Annotated in this window: 21 protein-coding genes; 6 read left to right on the top strand and 15 right to left on the bottom strand. The window is 61.4% G+C overall.

Annotated features, from left to right (window positions below; translation table 11 throughout):
* On the bottom strand, window positions 1-1,544 hold a 1,544-nt coding region (locus VEK15_03160), incomplete at its 3' end, for an LON peptidase substrate-binding domain-containing protein (GenBank protein HXV59669.1).
* Window positions 1,541-1,873 carry an Hsp20/alpha crystallin family protein gene (locus tag VEK15_03155; GenBank protein ID HXV59668.1) on the bottom strand — a complete coding sequence of 111 codons (333 nt, stop codon included), beginning with the start codon at window positions 1,871-1,873 and terminating at the stop codon, window positions 1,541-1,543. The genes VEK15_03160 and VEK15_03155, both read right to left, overlap by 4 nt.
* Before the next feature lie 148 nt (window positions 1,874-2,021).
* Between VEK15_03155 and VEK15_03150 the strand changes: the two genes are divergently transcribed.
* Complete coding sequence (locus VEK15_03150) at window positions 2,022-4,115, top strand: GWxTD domain-containing protein (GenBank protein HXV59667.1); 2,094 nt, start codon at window positions 2,022-2,024, stop codon at window positions 4,113-4,115.
* A gap of 50 nt (window positions 4,116-4,165) precedes the next feature.
* Here VEK15_03150 and VEK15_03145 read toward each other — a convergent pair whose 3' ends face one another.
* The 6 genes from VEK15_03145 to VEK15_03120 form a co-directional block, all read right to left on the bottom strand.
* Complete coding sequence (locus tag VEK15_03145) at window positions 4,166-4,582, bottom strand: VOC family protein (protein HXV59666.1); 417 nt, start codon at window positions 4,580-4,582, stop codon at window positions 4,166-4,168.
* A gap of 158 nt (window positions 4,583-4,740) precedes the next feature.
* On the bottom strand, window positions 4,741-5,364 hold the full coding sequence (locus VEK15_03140) for a cytochrome c3 family protein (GenBank protein ID HXV59665.1): 624 nt from the start codon (window positions 5,362-5,364) through the stop codon (window positions 4,741-4,743).
* 173 nt (window positions 5,365-5,537) lie between these two features.
* A complete protein-coding gene (locus VEK15_03135) occupies window positions 5,538-6,422 on the bottom strand; it encodes a metal ABC transporter permease (protein ID HXV59664.1) in 885 nt (294 codons plus the stop codon).
* Entirely contained in the window at window positions 6,422-7,369 is a 948-nt protein-coding gene (locus VEK15_03130; protein ID HXV59663.1) for a metal ABC transporter substrate-binding protein, read from the bottom strand. The genes VEK15_03135 and VEK15_03130 overlap by 1 nt, the downstream gene beginning before the upstream one ends.
* A 16-nt stretch (window positions 7,370-7,385) precedes the next feature.
* Window positions 7,386-8,690 (bottom strand): hypothetical protein, encoded by a 1,305-nt coding sequence (locus VEK15_03125; GenBank protein ID HXV59662.1) that lies wholly within the window; start codon window positions 8,688-8,690, stop codon window positions 7,386-7,388.
* A gap of 189 nt (window positions 8,691-8,879) precedes the next feature.
* The gene (locus VEK15_03120) at window positions 8,880-9,146 is read right to left on the bottom strand and encodes a DUF2277 domain-containing protein (GenBank protein HXV59661.1); all 267 of its coding nucleotides are present in this window, start codon (window positions 9,144-9,146) and stop codon (window positions 8,880-8,882) included.
* Between the two features lie 135 nt (window positions 9,147-9,281).
* Between VEK15_03120 and VEK15_03115 the strand changes: the two genes are divergently transcribed.
* The gene (locus VEK15_03115) at window positions 9,282-9,623 is read left to right on the top strand and encodes an STAS domain-containing protein (protein HXV59660.1); all 342 of its coding nucleotides are present in this window, start codon (window positions 9,282-9,284) and stop codon (window positions 9,621-9,623) included.
* A 55-nt stretch (window positions 9,624-9,678) separates the two neighbouring features.
* On the opposite strand, the gene VEK15_03110 is transcribed toward VEK15_03115, so the two are convergent.
* The 7 genes from VEK15_03110 to murJ form a co-directional block, all read right to left on the bottom strand.
* The gene (locus tag VEK15_03110; GenBank protein HXV59659.1) at window positions 9,679-10,029 is read right to left on the bottom strand and encodes a hypothetical protein; all 351 of its coding nucleotides are present in this window, start codon (window positions 10,027-10,029) and stop codon (window positions 9,679-9,681) included.
* Window positions 10,030-10,051: 22 nt separating this feature from the next.
* Entirely contained in the window at window positions 10,052-11,077 is a 1,026-nt protein-coding gene (locus VEK15_03105; protein HXV59658.1) for a transglutaminase domain-containing protein, read from the bottom strand.
* A 147-nt stretch (window positions 11,078-11,224) separates the two neighbouring features.
* Window positions 11,225-11,749 carry an adenine phosphoribosyltransferase gene (locus tag VEK15_03100; protein ID HXV59657.1) on the bottom strand — a complete coding sequence of 175 codons (525 nt, stop codon included), beginning with the start codon at window positions 11,747-11,749 and terminating at the stop codon, window positions 11,225-11,227.
* 2 nt (window positions 11,750-11,751) lie between these two features.
* Window positions 11,752-12,024: an acylphosphatase gene (locus VEK15_03095; protein HXV59656.1), complete on the bottom strand. Its 273-nt coding sequence runs from the start codon at window positions 12,022-12,024 to the stop codon at window positions 11,752-11,754.
* Between the two features lie 415 nt (window positions 12,025-12,439).
* The gene (xerD, locus tag VEK15_03090; GenBank protein HXV59655.1) at window positions 12,440-13,321 is read right to left on the bottom strand and encodes a site-specific tyrosine recombinase XerD; all 882 of its coding nucleotides are present in this window, start codon (window positions 13,319-13,321) and stop codon (window positions 12,440-12,442) included.
* The gene (locus VEK15_03085) at window positions 13,318-14,121 is read right to left on the bottom strand and encodes a hypothetical protein (GenBank protein ID HXV59654.1); all 804 of its coding nucleotides are present in this window, start codon (window positions 14,119-14,121) and stop codon (window positions 13,318-13,320) included. The genes xerD and VEK15_03085 overlap by 4 nt, the downstream gene beginning before the upstream one ends.
* The gene (gene murJ, locus VEK15_03080) at window positions 14,121-15,731 is read right to left on the bottom strand and encodes a murein biosynthesis integral membrane protein MurJ (GenBank protein ID HXV59653.1); all 1,611 of its coding nucleotides are present in this window, start codon (window positions 15,729-15,731) and stop codon (window positions 14,121-14,123) included. The genes VEK15_03085 and murJ overlap by 1 nt, the downstream gene beginning before the upstream one ends.
* Before the next feature lie 141 nt (window positions 15,732-15,872).
* Here murJ and VEK15_03075 point away from each other — a divergent pair, with 141 nt between their 5' ends.
* The 4 genes from VEK15_03075 to VEK15_03060 form a co-directional block, all read left to right on the top strand.
* A complete protein-coding gene (locus VEK15_03075) occupies window positions 15,873-16,421 on the top strand; it encodes a Na+/H+ antiporter subunit E (protein ID HXV59652.1) in 549 nt (182 codons plus the stop codon).
* Window positions 16,422-16,435: 14 nt separating this feature from the next.
* Entirely contained in the window at window positions 16,436-16,771 is a 336-nt protein-coding gene (locus VEK15_03070; protein ID HXV59651.1) for a monovalent cation/H+ antiporter complex subunit F, read from the top strand.
* Window positions 16,772-16,778: 7 nt separating this feature from the next.
* Window positions 16,779-17,093, top strand: coding sequence for a monovalent cation/H(+) antiporter subunit G (mnhG, locus tag VEK15_03065; GenBank protein HXV59650.1), 315 nt, complete (start codon window positions 16,779-16,781; stop codon window positions 17,091-17,093).
* Window positions 17,090-17,278, top strand: a 189-nt coding sequence (locus VEK15_03060; GenBank protein HXV59649.1) for a hydrogenase subunit MbhD domain-containing protein, incomplete at its 3' end; no start/stop codon positions are given. The genes mnhG and VEK15_03060, both read left to right, overlap by 4 nt.

The raw sequence follows: 17,278 nt of genomic DNA, 5'->3' as shown, positions 1-17,278 counted from the left end.
AAGCCACTCTCCTCGAGCTGGCGGGGAAGCAGATACCTCTTTGCGATCGCGAGCTTCTCTTCCTCGCTGTATCCCGTGAGTCTCAGGACTTCCATCCGATCGAGAAGAGGGCGAGGGATCGTATCGAGCGTGTTGGCCGTGGTGATGAAGAAGACATTCGACAAATCGAAGGGAAGATCGAGGTAGTTGTCTCGAAACGTGTCGTTCTGCTGCGGGTCGAGGATCTCGAGCATCGCCGAAGCCGGATCTCCTCGGAAGTCGCGACCGAGCTTGTCGATCTCGTCCAGCATGAGGACGGGATTGTTCACCTGAACGCGCCGCAAAGCTTGGAGGATGCGTCCTGGCATGGCTCCGATGTACGTTCGCCGGTGGCCCCGCAACTCGGCCTCGTCATGGAGCCCGCCGAGGCTCATCCGTTCGAACTTTCGGTTCAGAGCGCGGGCTATGGACTTCCCCAGCGACGTCTTCCCCACTCCGGGGGGGCCCACGAAAGAAAGAATGGGCGACTTTGCCTGCGGATTGAGCTTCATGACCGCGAGATGCTCGAGGATTCGCTCCTTGACTTGCTCGAGGCCGAGATGGTCCTCGTCCAGCACTTTTCGCGCGAGCTTCAGATCGATCGCGGCATCGGTCTGCGTTTTCCAGGGAAGCTCGAGGATGAGCTCGATGTAGTTGCGGATGACGCTGAACTCCGGTGAGACGGCGGGAAGGCGCGAAAGGCGTTTCAGCTCCCGCTCCGCCTCTTTGCGAACGTCGTCGGGAAGGTCCGCTTTCTCGAGCCGCTCGCGAAAGAGCTCGGCTTCCGCGCCTTCTCCATCGCTCTCCCCGAGCTCCTCTCGGATCGCCCGCATCTGCTGCCGCAGCAACACCTCGCGCTGCTGCTTCGTCAACTCGCTCTGTACTTTGCTCGCGATGTCACGGCGAACCTCGAGCACGCGCACTTCGTGCTGCAGGTATTCGTGCATGAGCCCGAGAGCGTCGACGAACCGATCCGCCTCCAGCACTTTCTGCGATTTCGCGAGCTCGAGACCGAGAAGCGACGCGAGGATGTAAACCCATCGCATGGGATTGCCGTTCGCTCCCGCGAGCCCTTGCAGGTTGAGCTCCGCATCGGGTCGGGCCAGGGCCACGACTTTCGCCCCGAGCTCTTTCACCTCTCGCTCGAGCGCTTCGACCTCGGCGTTCTGGTCCACACTCACCGGAGCCGGCTCGTACACGGCCTTCACGAAAGGCTTCTCCTGGGAGAGCCCAGTGAGGCGAACGCGGTCCACTCCCTGAACGACCAGCTGCAGTCCCCCCTCGGGAGAGGGCGCGAGCCTGCGGATGACGGCCTTGGTGCCGACCTCGAAGAGGTCTTTCTGAGAGGGCTCCTGCACCTCGGCATCGCGCTGGGCGACGACGACGATCTCTTTCTCCTCGGTTCCGACCGAAGATTCGACCGCTGCGATCGAGATCGGTCGTCCCGCAGCGAGCGGCATGCCCAGGTAAGGGAACAGCACGGAGTTCTTCAGAGGGAACAGGGGAAGCTCTTGCTTCTCGGTCACGAATCGCTCCTGTCGAGCTCGATGTTCACGATGAGCATGCCCTCGTCGTACTCGGTGGTCATCGTGGCCCCCTCGCAGAGGCATGGAAGACGAACCTCGCGCTCGAAACGCGAGTAGGAAATCTCCAGGGCATGATGGCGGTAGCCTCGTTCCACGAATCGATCACGACGCACGCCGCTCACGCGGATGGCGGAGCCCTTGACGGTTATCGTGACGTCGCGCAGTCGGACTCCCGCAAGATCGAATTTCAAAAGAAAGCCGGCGGGCGTGCGGTAGACGTCGACTTGGGGCGTCCACTCGTGCCCTGCGGTCTCGAAGGGGTCGAACAAACTCTTGCTACCCTTTCATTTGTCGGTCACATTCGACATTTCGAACAATTCTACCGCAAGAGCTCCGGCATCCTCCGAGGTTGCTTCGATTTGATTTTGTGTCGCCGGCTGTTTACCTTGACGTACGCGGATGTCGAAGGAGTCCTCGATGACGTCTCTTCCATGGAGTCATGTCCGCCCCTTGGCCGCCGGGCTGTTCGCGTTGCTGGCGGCGTTGCCGCTTGCGAAAGCCCAGGAGCTTCCCGAAAAGTACAAGAAATGGCTGGATGAAGAAGTCGTCTACATCATCAGCCCCCGCGAGCGGGAGGCCTTCGAGCGGCTTCAGTCGGTCCAGGAGCGCGAAGCTTTCATCGAAGCCTTCTGGCGCCGGCGGGATCCCGACCTGCTGACTCCGGTGAACGAGTTTCGCGAGGAGCACTACCGTCGCTTCGATTACGCCAACCGGGAGCTGGGCCGAGAGTCTGCCGTGCCCGGTTGGATGACCGATCGCGGGAAGATTTACATCATCCTCGGCGAGCCGCAGGATCGTGAGACCTTCCTCGCCGTTCCCGGCCTTTACCCCGTGGAGCTCTGGTCCTATCTGACGGAACGCGACAAGGCCTTGCCGCCTCTTTATTTGCTCTTCTTCCAGGAGGGCTTCGCCGGTCCGTATCGCCTCTTCAACCACTTGCTCGATGAGCCCGCAGACCTAATGCCGGCCCAACCTTTCGATCCCGCGAACGTCCGCGCCGAAGCCTATGAGTTTCTCCAGACGATCAACCCCGCGCTGGCCCACGCCAGCATCACCATGCGCGCCGACCAGGGTCCTTTCGCCGGGATCGCCGAGCCCGCCCGGTCGAGCCTGGATTTTCAGGCGCTTCTCGCCGAGATCTACGATTCTCCCTTCCGCCGTCTGGATACGCGTTGGGTGGACGCTGTCGACGACGCGCGAGGGCTCGTCGAGAGCGACTTTCTCTTCAACTACGTTCCGAGCGTCGGAATGGTCAATGTCCTTCCCGGTCCCGGCCTTGCCAGCTTCGTTCACTTCACGCTCGAAATCGAGCCCCGGTACATGACGCTCGCCAAGGACGAGGGGGGCCGGGTCTACTACACGAGCTTCGAAGTTCGCGGGGATCTCACGACCAAAGACGGCAAGACGATTCATCAGTTCTCCAAGGAGCTTCCCCTGAACCTGTCCGAGTCGCAGTTTCGTGAAGTCATGAGTCGGCCCTTCTCCTATCGAGACCTCTTCCCCGCCGCCGAAGGTGAGTACGACTTTCGCGTCATACTCAAGAACAGGGCCAGAAGCGAGTACACGATTTTCGAGAGTCCGGTCCAGGTTTCGGTGCGCGTCCCCGACCAGCCTTTTCTCGGTGTGCCCGTCCCGCTGTACGGGCTGACCGAGCTGGAAACCCTCGACTCCGAGGGTCTCTATCGTACCTACCAGCTCGGCTCCATCGTCCTGGATCCGAACGCCAGGCGGGTCTACGCGATCGGCGAGGCGCTCGTAACCTACGTGCCGTCAACCAACCTGTCGGACGAGCACGAGATCGCTCTGAGGATCGTAGATCTGGAGAATCCCGCAGAAACGCTGAGCGCGAGGACGGTCACGAGCTCGGGAGCACCGCTCATCGAGAGTCTGCCGGTCGGCAGCTCTATTGGAGGACGCTACGAGCTCTTCGCCGAGCTCATCGGCCGGAACGGCGAGATCCTGGCGGTTCGCTCGATGCGATTCGACGTTACGCCGCGTGCTGCCGTCGCTCGGCCTTGGGTTCTGCGTCAGAGCATCGATGGCGAGAACGATGCGGTCGTGAGTGCGGTGCTCGCCGAGCAATATCTGTTGAAGGGCGAAGCGAGCCGTGCGCGTTCGCTCTGTGAAAAGGCGCTCGCGATTGACCCCAACCTCCTCGCCGCACGGCTCATCCTCGGAAGAATGGAGCTCGACCAGGGCCGGTTCCTGGAGGCCATCCGCCTGCTCGAGCCCGCCCGGGCTCAGCACCCCGACGACGTCGACGTGCTCCTCGCTCTGGGCGACGCTTTGTTCCAGGCGAAGAACTTCACGCGCTCAGTCGAGCTCTTCGAGGCAGCGATACCTCTAAGGCGCCCCGGCACCGCCCTCCTCAACGCGCTCGGGATGGCTCATGCTCAGCTCGGGAATCGCGACCGGGCCATCGAATACCTCACCCGATCCCTCGAGATGGAGCCCGAACAGCCAAACGTGCTTTCGCTCCTCGAGAAGCTGCGAGCCTCGGACGGCGCCTGAGCCCTTCCCCCGCGAACCGAGCCGCTGGTTGCGTCAGGTTCCAAGCGCCGTCAGGCTTTTTTCCTCTGCACCAGTTGGATCAGAACGCCGAATGCCTGGCGTGGATCGATGAAGGCCCCTCCCCCGGGCATCCCTTCGTCCTCGTGGCGCTTACGGGAAACGACTTCGATACCTCGCTGCTCGAGCGCCTCGATCGCCTCGTCGAGATCGTCCACCTCGCAGGTGAGGTGATGAAATCCTTGCGAGTGCTTCATCAAGAAGTGAGACAGCGGGCTCGTGGCGTCATAGGGCGCCACGAGCTCCATGCGATAGGACCCGAGCTCGAAGGGCTGGCAGCGAAACTTGAACTCCTCGATGTCCTGGACCGGCCCGAAGTCGGCACCCAGCACGTTCTGAAAGAAATCCCTCGCGGCGTCCAAATCACCGACCGCGAACGCCACCCGATCGACTCTCCTGACGATACCCATGACTCACTCTCCTGAGACTACATGTCGCCAACCGTCAAGGGTTGGCCAGCTCCCTCAACAAGCTGTCGGTTCGCTCCCTGGCAACCGACAAGCGCTCGCGCAGATCGTCGAAAACGAACTCGTGGGCCGATTGGGTCGCCGGTCAAAGGCACTTGGGCTTACTCGTAACTCTTTTCAAAGGATGAACGGCGCGCCTCGTCTCTTACATGGCGGATCAGGTGCCTCGCGGAAGACAAGAGCTCGCGAACCTCCCGAACCTGCTCGAGCAAGATCCGTCCCTGGGGTGCGTATTCCGGATTCGGAGAAACGCCGCCATCACCATGGCAGCTGTCACACTGGCTTTCGAGGGAGCGGGGAGAGAGCAGGCGAGCGGCAACGGAATCGTGGCACGTAGTGCAGGTCGGTCCACGGCGCTCGCCCGCTTGAAGGAGCTCGTAGTGGCGGCTCTTCTGGAACGCCACGAACGGACCCACGTGACAGGCCCCGCAGGTCTTGGGAAGATTGGAACGGTGCGCCGGACTGGCGGGGTTCCGACTGTTGAGAATCCCGGAGTGGGCGAGGAAGGACTCGAACGTCGTGGGGTCGCCTCCATGGCAGCGTTCGCAGCCCACGCCGTTCCGGCCGTGAGGCGAATGTTCCCAGTCGGCTAGATGCTCCGGCTCGGGGGCGGCCTGCAGATTCGCAAAATGGCAGTCGGCGCAGCGACTCTGCTGAGCCCTGACGTTGACACTGGCGCACAGAAAAAGACCCACGGCTGCGATTAGCCAGCTGATGCGAGGCAATGACCTTCCTCCTTCCCCATCGGGCATTCGGTGCCCGCAATCATGACGATGATCCAATCTCGAGTCGCGAAAATTATATCGATCCGACGCCTGAGGATCACCTGAGCCCGCCCAATGGCGCCGCTTGACGATACATGAACGCCGTGCTGGTCCGAGCCCTGGCGCAGAGGACGTCAGCCCGAACCTCGTGGCGCATCCGTCGTTACGACCCTTGCCCTATGCAGATCGGCATCGACGGGGAACACTCCAAGCTGGGTCAATATCAACTTGGCGAGCGCTATGATCACCAAAACCACGCCAAAAGTCACGACGACCGCCGCACCCGTTGGAAGATCGAGGACGACCGACATGTACAGCCCCAGACAACTAACGACGACGCCCGTCGCCCAGCCCGCCGCGAGCCGACCTGAGACGCTACGAGCGAGGAGGACTCCAGCGACCGCGGGAACCACCAGGAACGAAAATACGAGGAGCACGCCCGCGATCCGAACCGAGCTCGTAACGACGAAGCCGAAAGACGCGTAGAACCAGAAATCCCAGAGCCGAACGGGAATGCCCGCATCGAACGCGTTCTCCGGATCCAGGGATATCGTGAGGAACCGGTCGCGAAACACGTAGTGAAAGATCCCAACGAGTCCGTACAAGATGCCGATCTTCACGATGTCGTGCCAGTCGACGAACAGGATGCTACCCACGAGCATGCTCTTCACTCGCTCCGCCCCTTCTGCGCTCCGCACCAGGACCAGAATGCTCGCCGAAGCGGCAACGGCGTAGGTGATGCCGATGATGGCCTCCTGGGGAACCCGTTCGTGTCGCATACGCGTGAGACTGAAGATCGCTGCCCCTAGCAAGGTGAAGGCCAACGAAAAGAAATAGCTCACGTCGGAATCCAGGTCGTAGCCAGCGACGAAACCCGCGGCCGTACCCAGAGCGGCAATCTGGGCGAGCGACAGGTCGACGAAAAGGACCTTCCGCTCTATCACGTGGAGCCCGAGATAGGCGTGGATTCCGGTGAGGATCAGACAGGCGACGAGCGGAGCTAGGAGGAGCTCCAACATCAGCGGGCGAGTCGGGTGCGCTCGAACGCGTCGACGAGAAGACCCACGTTGTGGTCGAAGAGTTTGATGTAGTCTTCGACCCCCTCGCCGCCCCCCACCGAGGTGGCGAGCGTCACTACTTCGGCCCCCACTTTCTGGGCTACGAAACGCGCCGGCTTGTCGTCGTAGTAGATGGAATGAAGAACGACCTTGATGTTCTCGCTCTTCATCAGATTGATCACGCGGAGGAGATCGTTTGGCGTCGGGGGAATTCCCGGCCTCGGCTCGACGAAGCCGGCGATCTCGAGCCCGAAACGTCTTTCGAAATAGGGCCAGCTATTGTGATAGGCGACGACTGCCTTCCCCCGGTGAGGTGCCATCCTCACCTGCCAGCGTTCGTTCGCCTCGTCGATGCGCCCGGCGAAGACCTCTCGATTGCGCTCGAACTCCGAAGCCCACTCCGGCCGAAGTGCCGAGAACACTCGCGCGATGTGCGCGGCAATGATCTTACCGTTCAAGGGGTCCATCCAGTAGTGGGGATTGCCATAGATGTGGATGTCGCCTTCCGCCCGCGACAGCTCGCGAGTGGGCCGCTCCAGGATCTCGATCCCTTCCGAGGCATCGATCCACCCGGAACCGCCTCGAATCACTCTGGGATTTCGCGCCTGGTTGAGAAGGGGCGGCACCCACCCTATCTCCAGGTCGAGCCCCACTTGGATGAAGACATCGGCCCGGTTCAGCTTCACCACGAAGCTCGGCTTTGGATCGACGTAGTGCGGGTCTTGAAAGCCAACCGCGATGCTCGACACTTCGGCACGCTCTTGACCCACCTGCCTGGCGATGTCCGCGAGGTCCGGAAGGGTGGCGACAACCTGCAGGACGTCTGCGGCCGACGAAGGGGCGGCGCAAGCGAGAAGCGTAAGCCAGATCGCCCCGATTCCGGCTCTCAATCCGCGACTGTTCGTCACCTGACTCACCTCGACCTCAAAACTTGTGGGCGCCGTGCGACCCGATGAGATAGAACCACTGCGCAAAGAGTTGATGAGCGGCAGGTTCCGCCCCGCTGAAATCGGTCACCTTGTACTGCAGCCGAAAACGCTGAAACTCCGACGGGTAGAACTCGGTCAGCGCGGAAAAGGAGCGCGCCCGCTGATCGGCCATGTCCGTCATCTGGCTCAGATCGAAGCGGCCGCCAGCAAACCACCGGCGGCCCAACTGGTAGCGGGCGAAGCTGTAGAGACCCCAGGTGTCGGTTCGGGCATCCCCGCCTCCTAGCTGGTTGAAAATTACCTCTGTCTGCAAGAGAAAAGAGCGGTACTTGCCCAGCGCCAAAGGCTTCCACTGATAAGTCAAATCGATGCCCTCGAACTGCGAGCGCGCGCTCTCACCGAGCTCGTCCAGCATCTGGTTCACGCCGTTCGCGTAGCTCACTCCCAGGTTCAAGCTCTGCTCGGGACTGAGGTCGAAAAAGGTCCGGTAGTGCACGTTGTAAAGAAGGTCCTTTGCACTTCCGCCGCCGAAGCTGACGTCGTTGGCCCCCTGGAGAACGTCCAGCTCTAGCTCCATGAACAAGTCCCAGGGGTTTGGAATCAGTCGCGAGACCGCGACCCCCATCTCCGAAAGCCCCTCCTCGCCGAAGTACGCGGTGATGACATCAGGCCGATCGACGGCGAAGGTCTCGGGCCGGTGATCGACGTTGGCTCTTCCAAAGGGAACGCGCATTTTGCCGGCACGGGCGAGAAAACTGGAGGGGAGCGTCAGAAAGGTAATGGTGCCTTCCTCGATCTCGACGGTCTCGAGGCTCGGGACGGTGACGAAGAAGTCCGCTCGGGCGAATGGATCAATGACCGACTGGAATGCGAACTCGACCTCACGCAAGTCGAGCGTGTTCTCGTACTCGACCGGACCATGGGTCGCCGTTCCAAGGAAGTCGCCGATGACGGAGATGTTGGGATTGAGCGTCTGGGCCCCGCCAGCGCCGGTCGATGGCGGCGGAGGTGGACTCTGAACCGGCGGCGACTCGGCAGGCTCGGCCCCGAGCGCCTCGGCGGCTTCCCTCAGGAGCTCCTCGTCGGAGGGGGACTCGCTCTCGCTCGTCTCTCCCGCTCGGAGAGCCTCGATGCGATCCTCGATGGCACGAAGGCGCTCTTCGTACTCGGTACGAACCGCAGCGAGCTCGGTCTCGAGCGCTCGAAGCTGGGCACCGATGTCCTCCTGACCGGAGTCCGGCGATTGTGCTTCACAGGGTGAGACTGCCCAACATGCCGCGAGAATCCAGGGGAGCTTCATCTCGAAACGCGCCTTACGACAAAGAGCGTTTTTTCAGCCTCCTTCTCTTGAGCAACTCAAAGTACTCCGGCGAGCTGTCCCGGCGCAACCTCTCACGAGTCGTCGCTCGGCCATATCGGCTCGAGTCACAGCCAGGCCCAGCGGAAAAGCTCCAGCCTATCGGGCGAGCCGGTAAACGACCCAGGCTTCTCACCCGAATCGCTGAGCGGCACGAGCTCGGGCTCTCGCGGCCTCGACCTCACGGTCCCGGGGTGGAGAGTTCGTGACCAGGGCGGACAGAAGTTTCTCGGCAACCTGCGCAACCTCTTCCACGGCCCTTTCGAAAGCTTGCTCGTTCGCCTTCGACGGCCGGTTGAATCCACTCAATTTGCGAACGAACTGCACCGAAGCGGCCCGGATCTCCTCGTCCGTCGCCGGCGGCTCGAAGTTGAAGAGCGTTTTGATGTTCCTACACATACGTCCAATATTCTCGATCTCGAACGAATCCAGATCAACACCCGGCAAGCTCCCTCGGCCCGGCGCGTTTCCACCGAGGCCCAACATGGAATCATTTGTGGCACCATAGGAGACGCGCGCATCGGGAAGTGACGCATGGAGCTCTATTATCATCACGTCGACAAGGACGTGCTCGTTCTTTCTGCCGACGGGGGTTTGGACTCCGCTAACGCGGAAACGTTCGTGGATGAGCTTGGCCGGCTCGTCGAGGCGGGCGCGAGAAAGCTCATCGTCGACTGCTCGCGCTTGGGATTCATATCGAGCTACGGCATCACCGTTCTCGTACGGCTCCACAAGAAACTCGCCATGCGCGGGGGAGACGTGAAGCTCGCAGCCTTGGATAGCACGCTCACGCGCCTCATCGCCACGATGGGACTCGAACGCCTGTTTCAAATCTACGCCAACGTAGACGAGGCGCGCCGAGCCTTCGCTGACTGAGCAAACCGTCACCCCAGGAGCAGCAGAAAGAGGCCCGACGCTCCCCTGACCTGCGTCAGGCCTGGCGCGCGCGTCGCGACTCGACGTCCTGTACCTGCTCCCAGGCCGCCCGGATCTTGAGCCGCAGCCTCTGGCGTGCTTCACGTTCCGCGAGCGTAAGAAAGCTGTAGGACGACTTGGTCAGCTTTTGGAGAAACGAAATCTCGAGCTGCGTCAGAAACAGATCCACGTTCCCGTCGCGAGACCCGGGCAGGGTGATATCGGAGAGCTTTCGGCCGAAAGCCTGACGCGCGTGGCGCTCCTCTTCGGTGATGAAATGATACTCAGAGCGCAAGAGCTTCTGGATGAACGTGAGCTCTTGATGGGTCAATCGGAGCGTCGCCCGACGACTATTCGATAACGTCATGTCTCCCTCGCCGTTCCGGGGGCTATTCGGCACCTATCTTGTAATAATTCTGATAGTCGGGGGTGGGCTCATAATACCGCGAATGCTCCATGGCCCGGGCGTATACCTCTTCCTCGGTTGCTCCGGCGATCATGAAGGGCTCGTCGGCGTTCGGATGGGTTACGTCGGCGAGAACCACCTGGCCGGGAATCCGGATCAGGTTCCAAGCATGCCGCCCCTTGAAAACGTAGAACTTGAGGTTTCCCTTGACCATCCGGCAGTCGATGCCCGCCTCCTGGAGATAGAGCTGGAAGAAAATCGAGAGGTGCCGACATACGCCGAGCCCCTTGTCGAGATACTCGGACAGGACGATGCTCTCGTTCCCGAAATCCCGGGAAAGTCTCTCCACTCCAAGCTCGTTGAACTCGATATCATGGCGCACTCTGTTATAGTACCAGCTGAGCAGCGAGTCGAGCGTTTTTCCCTCTGATATACCTCGCCGCTTGCATTCCGTCAGACGATGCGCGAGACGGACCTTGTCGACCTTGATCTTCTCGCGGCCGAAACGCTCGGTGGGCGAGGACTGACCACCCATGTCGGTGTATCCGTGCATGAGGTAATCGGGTATGCCCTGATAGACGTTTCCATCGCCGATCCAGGTCTTCTGATCCAACAAGATTTCCAGCTGCACGGCGGCGCGCACGTAACGCTCACGTCTCGACGAACCGTCGGGCAGCGCGGCGATCGCCTCGTTCATCGTCCGCACGCATTGCAATGGGGCGACCGCCCAGCTGGTGAGGAGTCCGGAGAGCTCGTCGGACTCCAGCTCGTAAGCGATGCGCTTTCCCGTCTTGGGCTCGAGGTAGAAGGAGTTGTTGAGATACTCCTTGTCCATGAGGGCCACGGCGCGAATCAGGGAGGTTTGCTGTGCGGTGAGTCGGTTCAGAAGCTCCCGCAGCTCCCGCGAGCCCAGGGTTCGTCGCGCGGGCGAGACACTCGTTACCGAGGCCTGTCCCGAGTCGAGGGCGTTCGACTGCACCGGGGCGTCCTCTCCGTTTCGCAGGCTCAACTCCGGCTCTCTCCTCTCTCTACTAATCAATGCCGTGGCGGGACCCGTAATCGATCGTGCCGCCACGGCTCGGGCTGCTTACGGCACGGCAAGCGCGCCGGGCTCGCTCCGCTCGCGCAGGCTGGATTGTACTTTTTCATCAGCCTGCTAAAGATAATTCAGGACCGAACAAATCTCGTAACCCGCGAGCTTCTCCCGGCCCTTCAGGAAATCGAGCTCGATGAGGAAACTGAATGCTTCCACCTCGCCGCCGACCTTCTGAACGAGATCGGCGACGCCACGCGCGGTGCCCCCGGTAGCCAGGACATCGTCCACGATGACGACTCTCTGTCCCCCGCGAACGGCATCCTCGTGAATCTCGAGACTGTCCGATCCGTACTCGAGGTCGTAGCTGATGCGAACGGTCTGGGCGGGGAGCTTTCCTGGCTTGCGCACGGGTACCGTTCCCTTTCCCAACTGATAGGCGAGGACCGAAGCAAAAAGGAAACCCCTGCTCTCGATGCCCAGGAGCAGGTCGAAATCTCGGGACCGCAGAGGTTGAGCCATCACGTCGATCGCCTTCCTGAACGTCTGTGGGTCGCCCAGCAGCGGGGTGATGTCCTTGAACACGATACCCTTCTGGGGGAAGTCGGCGACATCGCGAATCATTCGTCGTAGCTCTTCCATCTTCACCCTCAGTATCGCACTTCGAACGACGTCAAGCTCGGGTCGACCGGCGCGGTCCGGCTTTCCACCGAGACCACCTGGGAGGAGGAGGGGCCACGCCGCAAGGCATCCTCGAGCCGCTCCAATTCCGCGACATCACCCTGAGCCAGGACTTCCACCCGTCCGTCCGCAAGATTCCGAACGTAACCGACGACCCGATGTCGGGACGCCTCACGTTCGGCGAACCAACGGAATCCAACACCCTGCACCCGTCCCGAAATCAGAAAAACGTACGCCTTCACCGATACTCGCCTGCGGGAGTCGAGCTCGATCCCCTGATCGACCTAAGTGGCACCCAGAGAAACCCTCGGAGAAAGGCATCACGCCGCAGCGATTCTCGTCCATCTGCCCGGAGAACTCAGCGCGGTACCAGCCCGTCGGACACGATAACTTCGCCTCCACCCTGACAAATCCGCCTACCATCCCCTCACCGCCAGACGCAGAAAGGGGGATCGGGACCGAGAGCCTCGTTCGTGGTCGCCCCAGATTGCCAAATCGTTTCTCCGGAGCGCAGGCTAGCCCAGCCTCCGCGCCCTACAAAACGTCGCGATCGGGGTCAACACCTTCGAACTGCAGGCACCGAAGTCCTCCTAGCGGCGGCCCTTGCCCTGACTTCAGCGGACGACGAAATTATACCAGGAAACGCTTGAAGGAGCGTTACCTTCGCCTTGCTCGAGGGTGGTGCTTGTCGTACACGCGCCGGAGCCTGTCCCGGCTGACGTGGGTGTAGATCTGGGTCGTGGCGATGTTCGTATGACCGAGCATGAGCTGAAGACTCCTCAGATCGGCGCCCCGCTCCAGGAGGTGGGTCGCGAAAGAATGCCGAATCACGTGGGGCGAAAGGCGCTTGCGGATACCGGCTCGCCGGCCGTAACCCTGTATGATTTGGAAAACCCTCTGCCGCGTCATCATCGTCCCCCGGCGACTCAAAAAGAGCCCTTCGACCGGAAGCCGAGAGAGCTCGGGCCGAGCCCGCGCCAGATAACGGTCGAGCCACCTTTTCGCCGAGCGCCCGAAGGGAACGATCCGCTCTTTTCGACCTTTGCCGCGGCAGACGAGGTAGCCGGTCTCGATGTGGAGGTCTTTGATCTCGAGAGTGACCAGCTCCGATACCCGCAACCCGGTTGCGTACAGGAGCTCGAGCATCGTTCGGTCGCGAAGCCCCTCCGCCGTCGCGGTGTCGGGCATCGCAAGCAGGGAATCGACCTCGTCGAGACTGAGGTAGCGGGGAAGCGGACGTCCCAATCGCGCGGAATCGACTTGCTCAGCGGGGTCGGTGGCAATGTTCCCCTCGGCGGCAGCGAAACGATAGAGGCCGCGAACCGCCGATGCCGTCCGGGCGATCGACCTCAACGAAAGGCCCTCCCGATGCAGGTTCCGCAAGAACTCACGCAAGTCGGAGACATCGACCGATTCGAGCGACTTCCCTTTGCGCTCGGTGTAGACCGCGAGCTTCTCGAGGTCGCGGCGATAGGCAGCGATCGTCAAGGGAGACAGCCCCCGTTCGACCTCGAGGAAGTGTAAGAAAGCTTCCCTCAAAATCTAACCGTCACCCCGAAGTATTGTCCGCTCATGCGGAACACTGCGCGGTCATCGACCGTCTCCACGCTCTTGACGCGGTTATAGGAGTTCCGGTAGCCGTAAGAGAAGGCGACATTCGGTATGAAGTTATAGGTCGCCTGGATATCGACGTCGGTCATGACGCCTTCGCTCTCCTTTTTCATACCGAGCCCTTCGGCGGTAACCGCCAGGGCTGGTGTGAGATACACTCGTCCCTTGATCCCGAACACCGGAAGCTCGATACGTAGGGGCTCGGGCTCGGCCGTGCTTCCTTCCGACTGGAACCGACTCCGTGCCTGAAATCGCTCGTACAGGCCCACCACCGATATGAAACCATAAATGCCTCTTACCAGAGCGAACTCCGCCCCGGCTTGAACCTGTTCCAGCTCGAGGAAGGATTCGAGCACGGCACCCGTAGGCACCTCGAGGCCGCCAATCGCGATGTCTTCCGTCGATACGATCTCGCTTTCGTATTTGGTCCTGAACCACGCGCCTCGCAACCTGAGACGGTTCGTGATTCGAAGACCGAGCCGATAGTCCCAGGTCCGCTCCGCGGGAATCCCCAGATCGGTTGCGGGATCCAGGGTCGAGCCCGGAACTCCGTCCCCGGAGAGCCGAAGCTCCGAGTGCAGGTCTCCGCGCCATCGACGTACTTCGAGCTCGATGGTCGAGATCTCGCCCAGATTGGGACTCCCCCTTCCCTGAGCGGAGAGCACCTCGCCCGCTAGGACGATGGAACAGAACAGGAGGGCTCGCAACGGGATCGCATACTTCAACATCACCTCCATCCGAAAGCGGCGGGAGCCAGAGCGGCAGCGACTTCTTTCAGCTCGCGAACGCGGAGAATCATGCACCCGAGTATATAGACGAGAACCGCGATGCTGATGGCGCCGAGAACTTGAGCGATCCTTGGTAGCAAAGCGGCATGGCCGAAGAGGCCGTCGAGGAGCTGGTGGGTTAGAAGCGCGGCCGCCCCCATGACCATCGAGGCGGCCAGAGTCTTGATCAATGTGGCGACGGAACGCCGTCCGTCCAACCGCCCCAGACGACTTCGTCGACGAAACAGAAGCCAGAGAACCACCAGCGACAGCGTCGTGGTCGTCGAAGTGGCGAGCGCGAGTCCGCGGTGATCCCAGCCGAGCACGACAACGAAAAGCCAGTTCAGCGCCGCGTTCGAGCCCATCCCCGCAAGACTCACCATCATCGGGGCGCGAACGTCCCGAATCGCGTAGAAACCATCGGTGACGATCTTGATGGCTCCGAAGCTCAGAAGACCCAGGGCATAGTATCGCAACGCCGAGGCGACTTGCGTCGTGTCTTCAGGCCCGAATCGCCCCTGTTCGAAAATGAGTCGCACGATCGGCGGCGCGAGCACCAGCAATCCGACGGTGGCGGGAACGGTGAACAGGATGACAAGACGCGTCGCGTAGGAGAAGGTCTGCAGGAATCGTTCGTTGTTTCGTTCCGCGGCAGCACGGCTGAGTGCTGGGAGGGTCGCGATGGACACCGCCACGCTTACTAGACCGAGAGGAAGGTGGAGAACCCGATAGCTCTGGGTGAGCCACGCGAGCCAGCCTTCGCCGTGCGAAGCGAAGAACGAGTTTACCAGAACGTTCACCTGCACCGTCGAAGCCATTAGTGCGCCCGGCCCGAAGAGCCGTGCCGCCTTGGAGAGCCACGGATCACGGAAGGAGAAATCGGGACGGAATCGGAAGCCGAGTGAGGCCAGCGAGGGAAGTTGCCAGGCCAACTGAAGCACGCCTCCGGCGAGCACCCCGACTGCCATCCCGACGGTCGGGTGGTAACCGAGGCGTGGCGCTATCACGTAACCAACGACGCCCACGACGATAGAGCCGATGTTGAAGAAGGACGACGCCATTGCCGGAACGAAGAAGCGCCCTCCCGCATTGAGGATGGCCATCACCAGGGCCGCCAGACTGACCAGAAGCAGGAAGGGAAACATGATCTGGGTCAGCAGCACGGTGAGATCTCTCTTCGTTCCCAAGCCGTAGCTCTGGTCCGCGGGCAAGGCGGTGTCGAAGCCCACCCCGCCGAAGACGACGTCCACGATTACATCGGCATAGAGGATGCCGAGGAGCGCGAGTGCGGACACGGTGATGCCCAGGGCATTGAAAACGATGTTGGCGACGCGCATCGAGGCGGCACGCCCCTCTTTCGCCTCGATCTCGGACAGAGTCGTGACGAAAGCCTTGCTCAGGGCCCCTTCGCCGAACATATCGCGCAAGAGGTTCGGGATTCTGAACGCCGCATAGAAGGCGTCGAGTCCCACTTTGGCGGGAAAGAGGTAAGCGAGCACTTGCTCGCGCACGAGTCCGAGCACTCTCGACACCATGACGCCGGCGCTCACGACGCCAGCGGAACGGGTCAAGTCTTCGGATGTGCCGCTATCCTGTTGTGTGTCAGAAGCTTCCGTGCCCCCCGCAGACCTGGGCTTCAGTTGGGAGGAGGGGGAAGCCATCGACGGATTCTATTACATTTCGTGATATCTTTTTCGACGCATCGGAGTGACATGGAGAAGGACCCTGCATCATCAAACGATCGCTTTCGTTTCCACGAGGGCCTGCCGCTTGCGCTAGCCCTCTTCGGCTTCTGGGTGATTCTGTCCGGAAAACTGGACTTGTTTCATCTTGGCGCCGGGGCTCTTGCGTCACTGCTGATCGCGACGTGGATGGGACGGTTGTATCGCCTGCAGCCTGCTATCGCGACGCCGCGACGCCATCCGTTCGTGGATATGCCTTGGCTCGGGCTGGTCCTCTACCTGCCCTGGCTGGTCCTCCAGATCGCGATCGCGAGCGTACAGGTCGCGACGATCGTTCTGCGACGCAAAATGGAGCTTCAGCCAAAGCTGTTTCGGTTTCACTTCGTATTGCCGCACAACTTGGCCCGCGCGACTCTAGCCAACTCCATCACCCTCACCCCCGGCACGGTCACCCTGGACGTTCGCGAGGACGACTATCTCGTCCACGCCTTGACGGGCGATGCCGAGCGGTCGCTCCAGTCGGACGAACCGGGGAACATGAAGCATCGCGTCGCCCTCCTATTTGGCGCACGGGAATAGTCGTAGTTAGAACGTTGCAGCATTTCGTCCTCGCTCTCGCCGTCGGACTCGCGCCGGTGATGCTGATGTCACTCTATCGCCTGCTGCGAGGTCCCACGCTGTGGGATCGCTTGAGCGGGCTCGGCCTTCTCGGGACCAAGACGATCGTCTTGCTGCTTCTGCTGGGCCTTCTGACGGGAAGAGAGGACATTTTCGTAGATATCACTCTCTCCTACACGCTGATAAGCTTCGTCGGCTCGCTCGCGCTCGCCAAGTACTTCGAGGGCAAAGAGAGCCCCAGCCCGGAGGCGGGTCCGTCCGACGCGCCGTCTTCGGGGACGATGGTCCGCGGGCAGGATTGGGAGACGTAAGACGACCGTGACCGTCCTGGCCGCCGCTCTTCTCTTAGCGGGATTCTTCTTCATCGCCAGCGGTGCAGTGGGGATCTTGAGACTCCCGGACTTCTACACCCGTCTACACGCCATGGGTAAATGCGACACGCTCGGCGTGGCACTGATGGTGCTGGGTACCGCGATTCTGGAAGGACCCACGCTCAATGGCCTCAAGATTCTCCTGATCATCATTTTCGTTGGACTCGCGAATCCCACCGCGACCCACGCCCTAGGGCGAGCCGCCTTCCGCGCCGGCCTGGCGCCGTGGCAGGCTTCAGGCGACGAGGAGGCACCGCGGTGATCCCCCCTCTGGTGACCCTGTTCCTGTTCCTCATGCTCGTCTGCGCCGTCGTCGCCTTGAAGGTGACCGATCTTCTCGCTGCAGTCGTCATTTTCGGCGCGTTCAGCTTCTTCTCCGCCGTCTTTTTCACGCTCCTCGGGGCCCTCGATGTGGCGTTTACCGAAGCCGCCGTGGGCGCGGCGATC

The sequence above is a fragment of the Vicinamibacteria bacterium genome (assembly GCA_035620555.1).
Lineage (GTDB): Bacteria > Acidobacteriota > Vicinamibacteria > Marinacidobacterales > SMYC01 > DASPGQ01.
The sequence above is the reverse complement of the archived record's forward strand: the minus strand, read 5'-3'. Positions and strand labels throughout refer to the sequence as shown.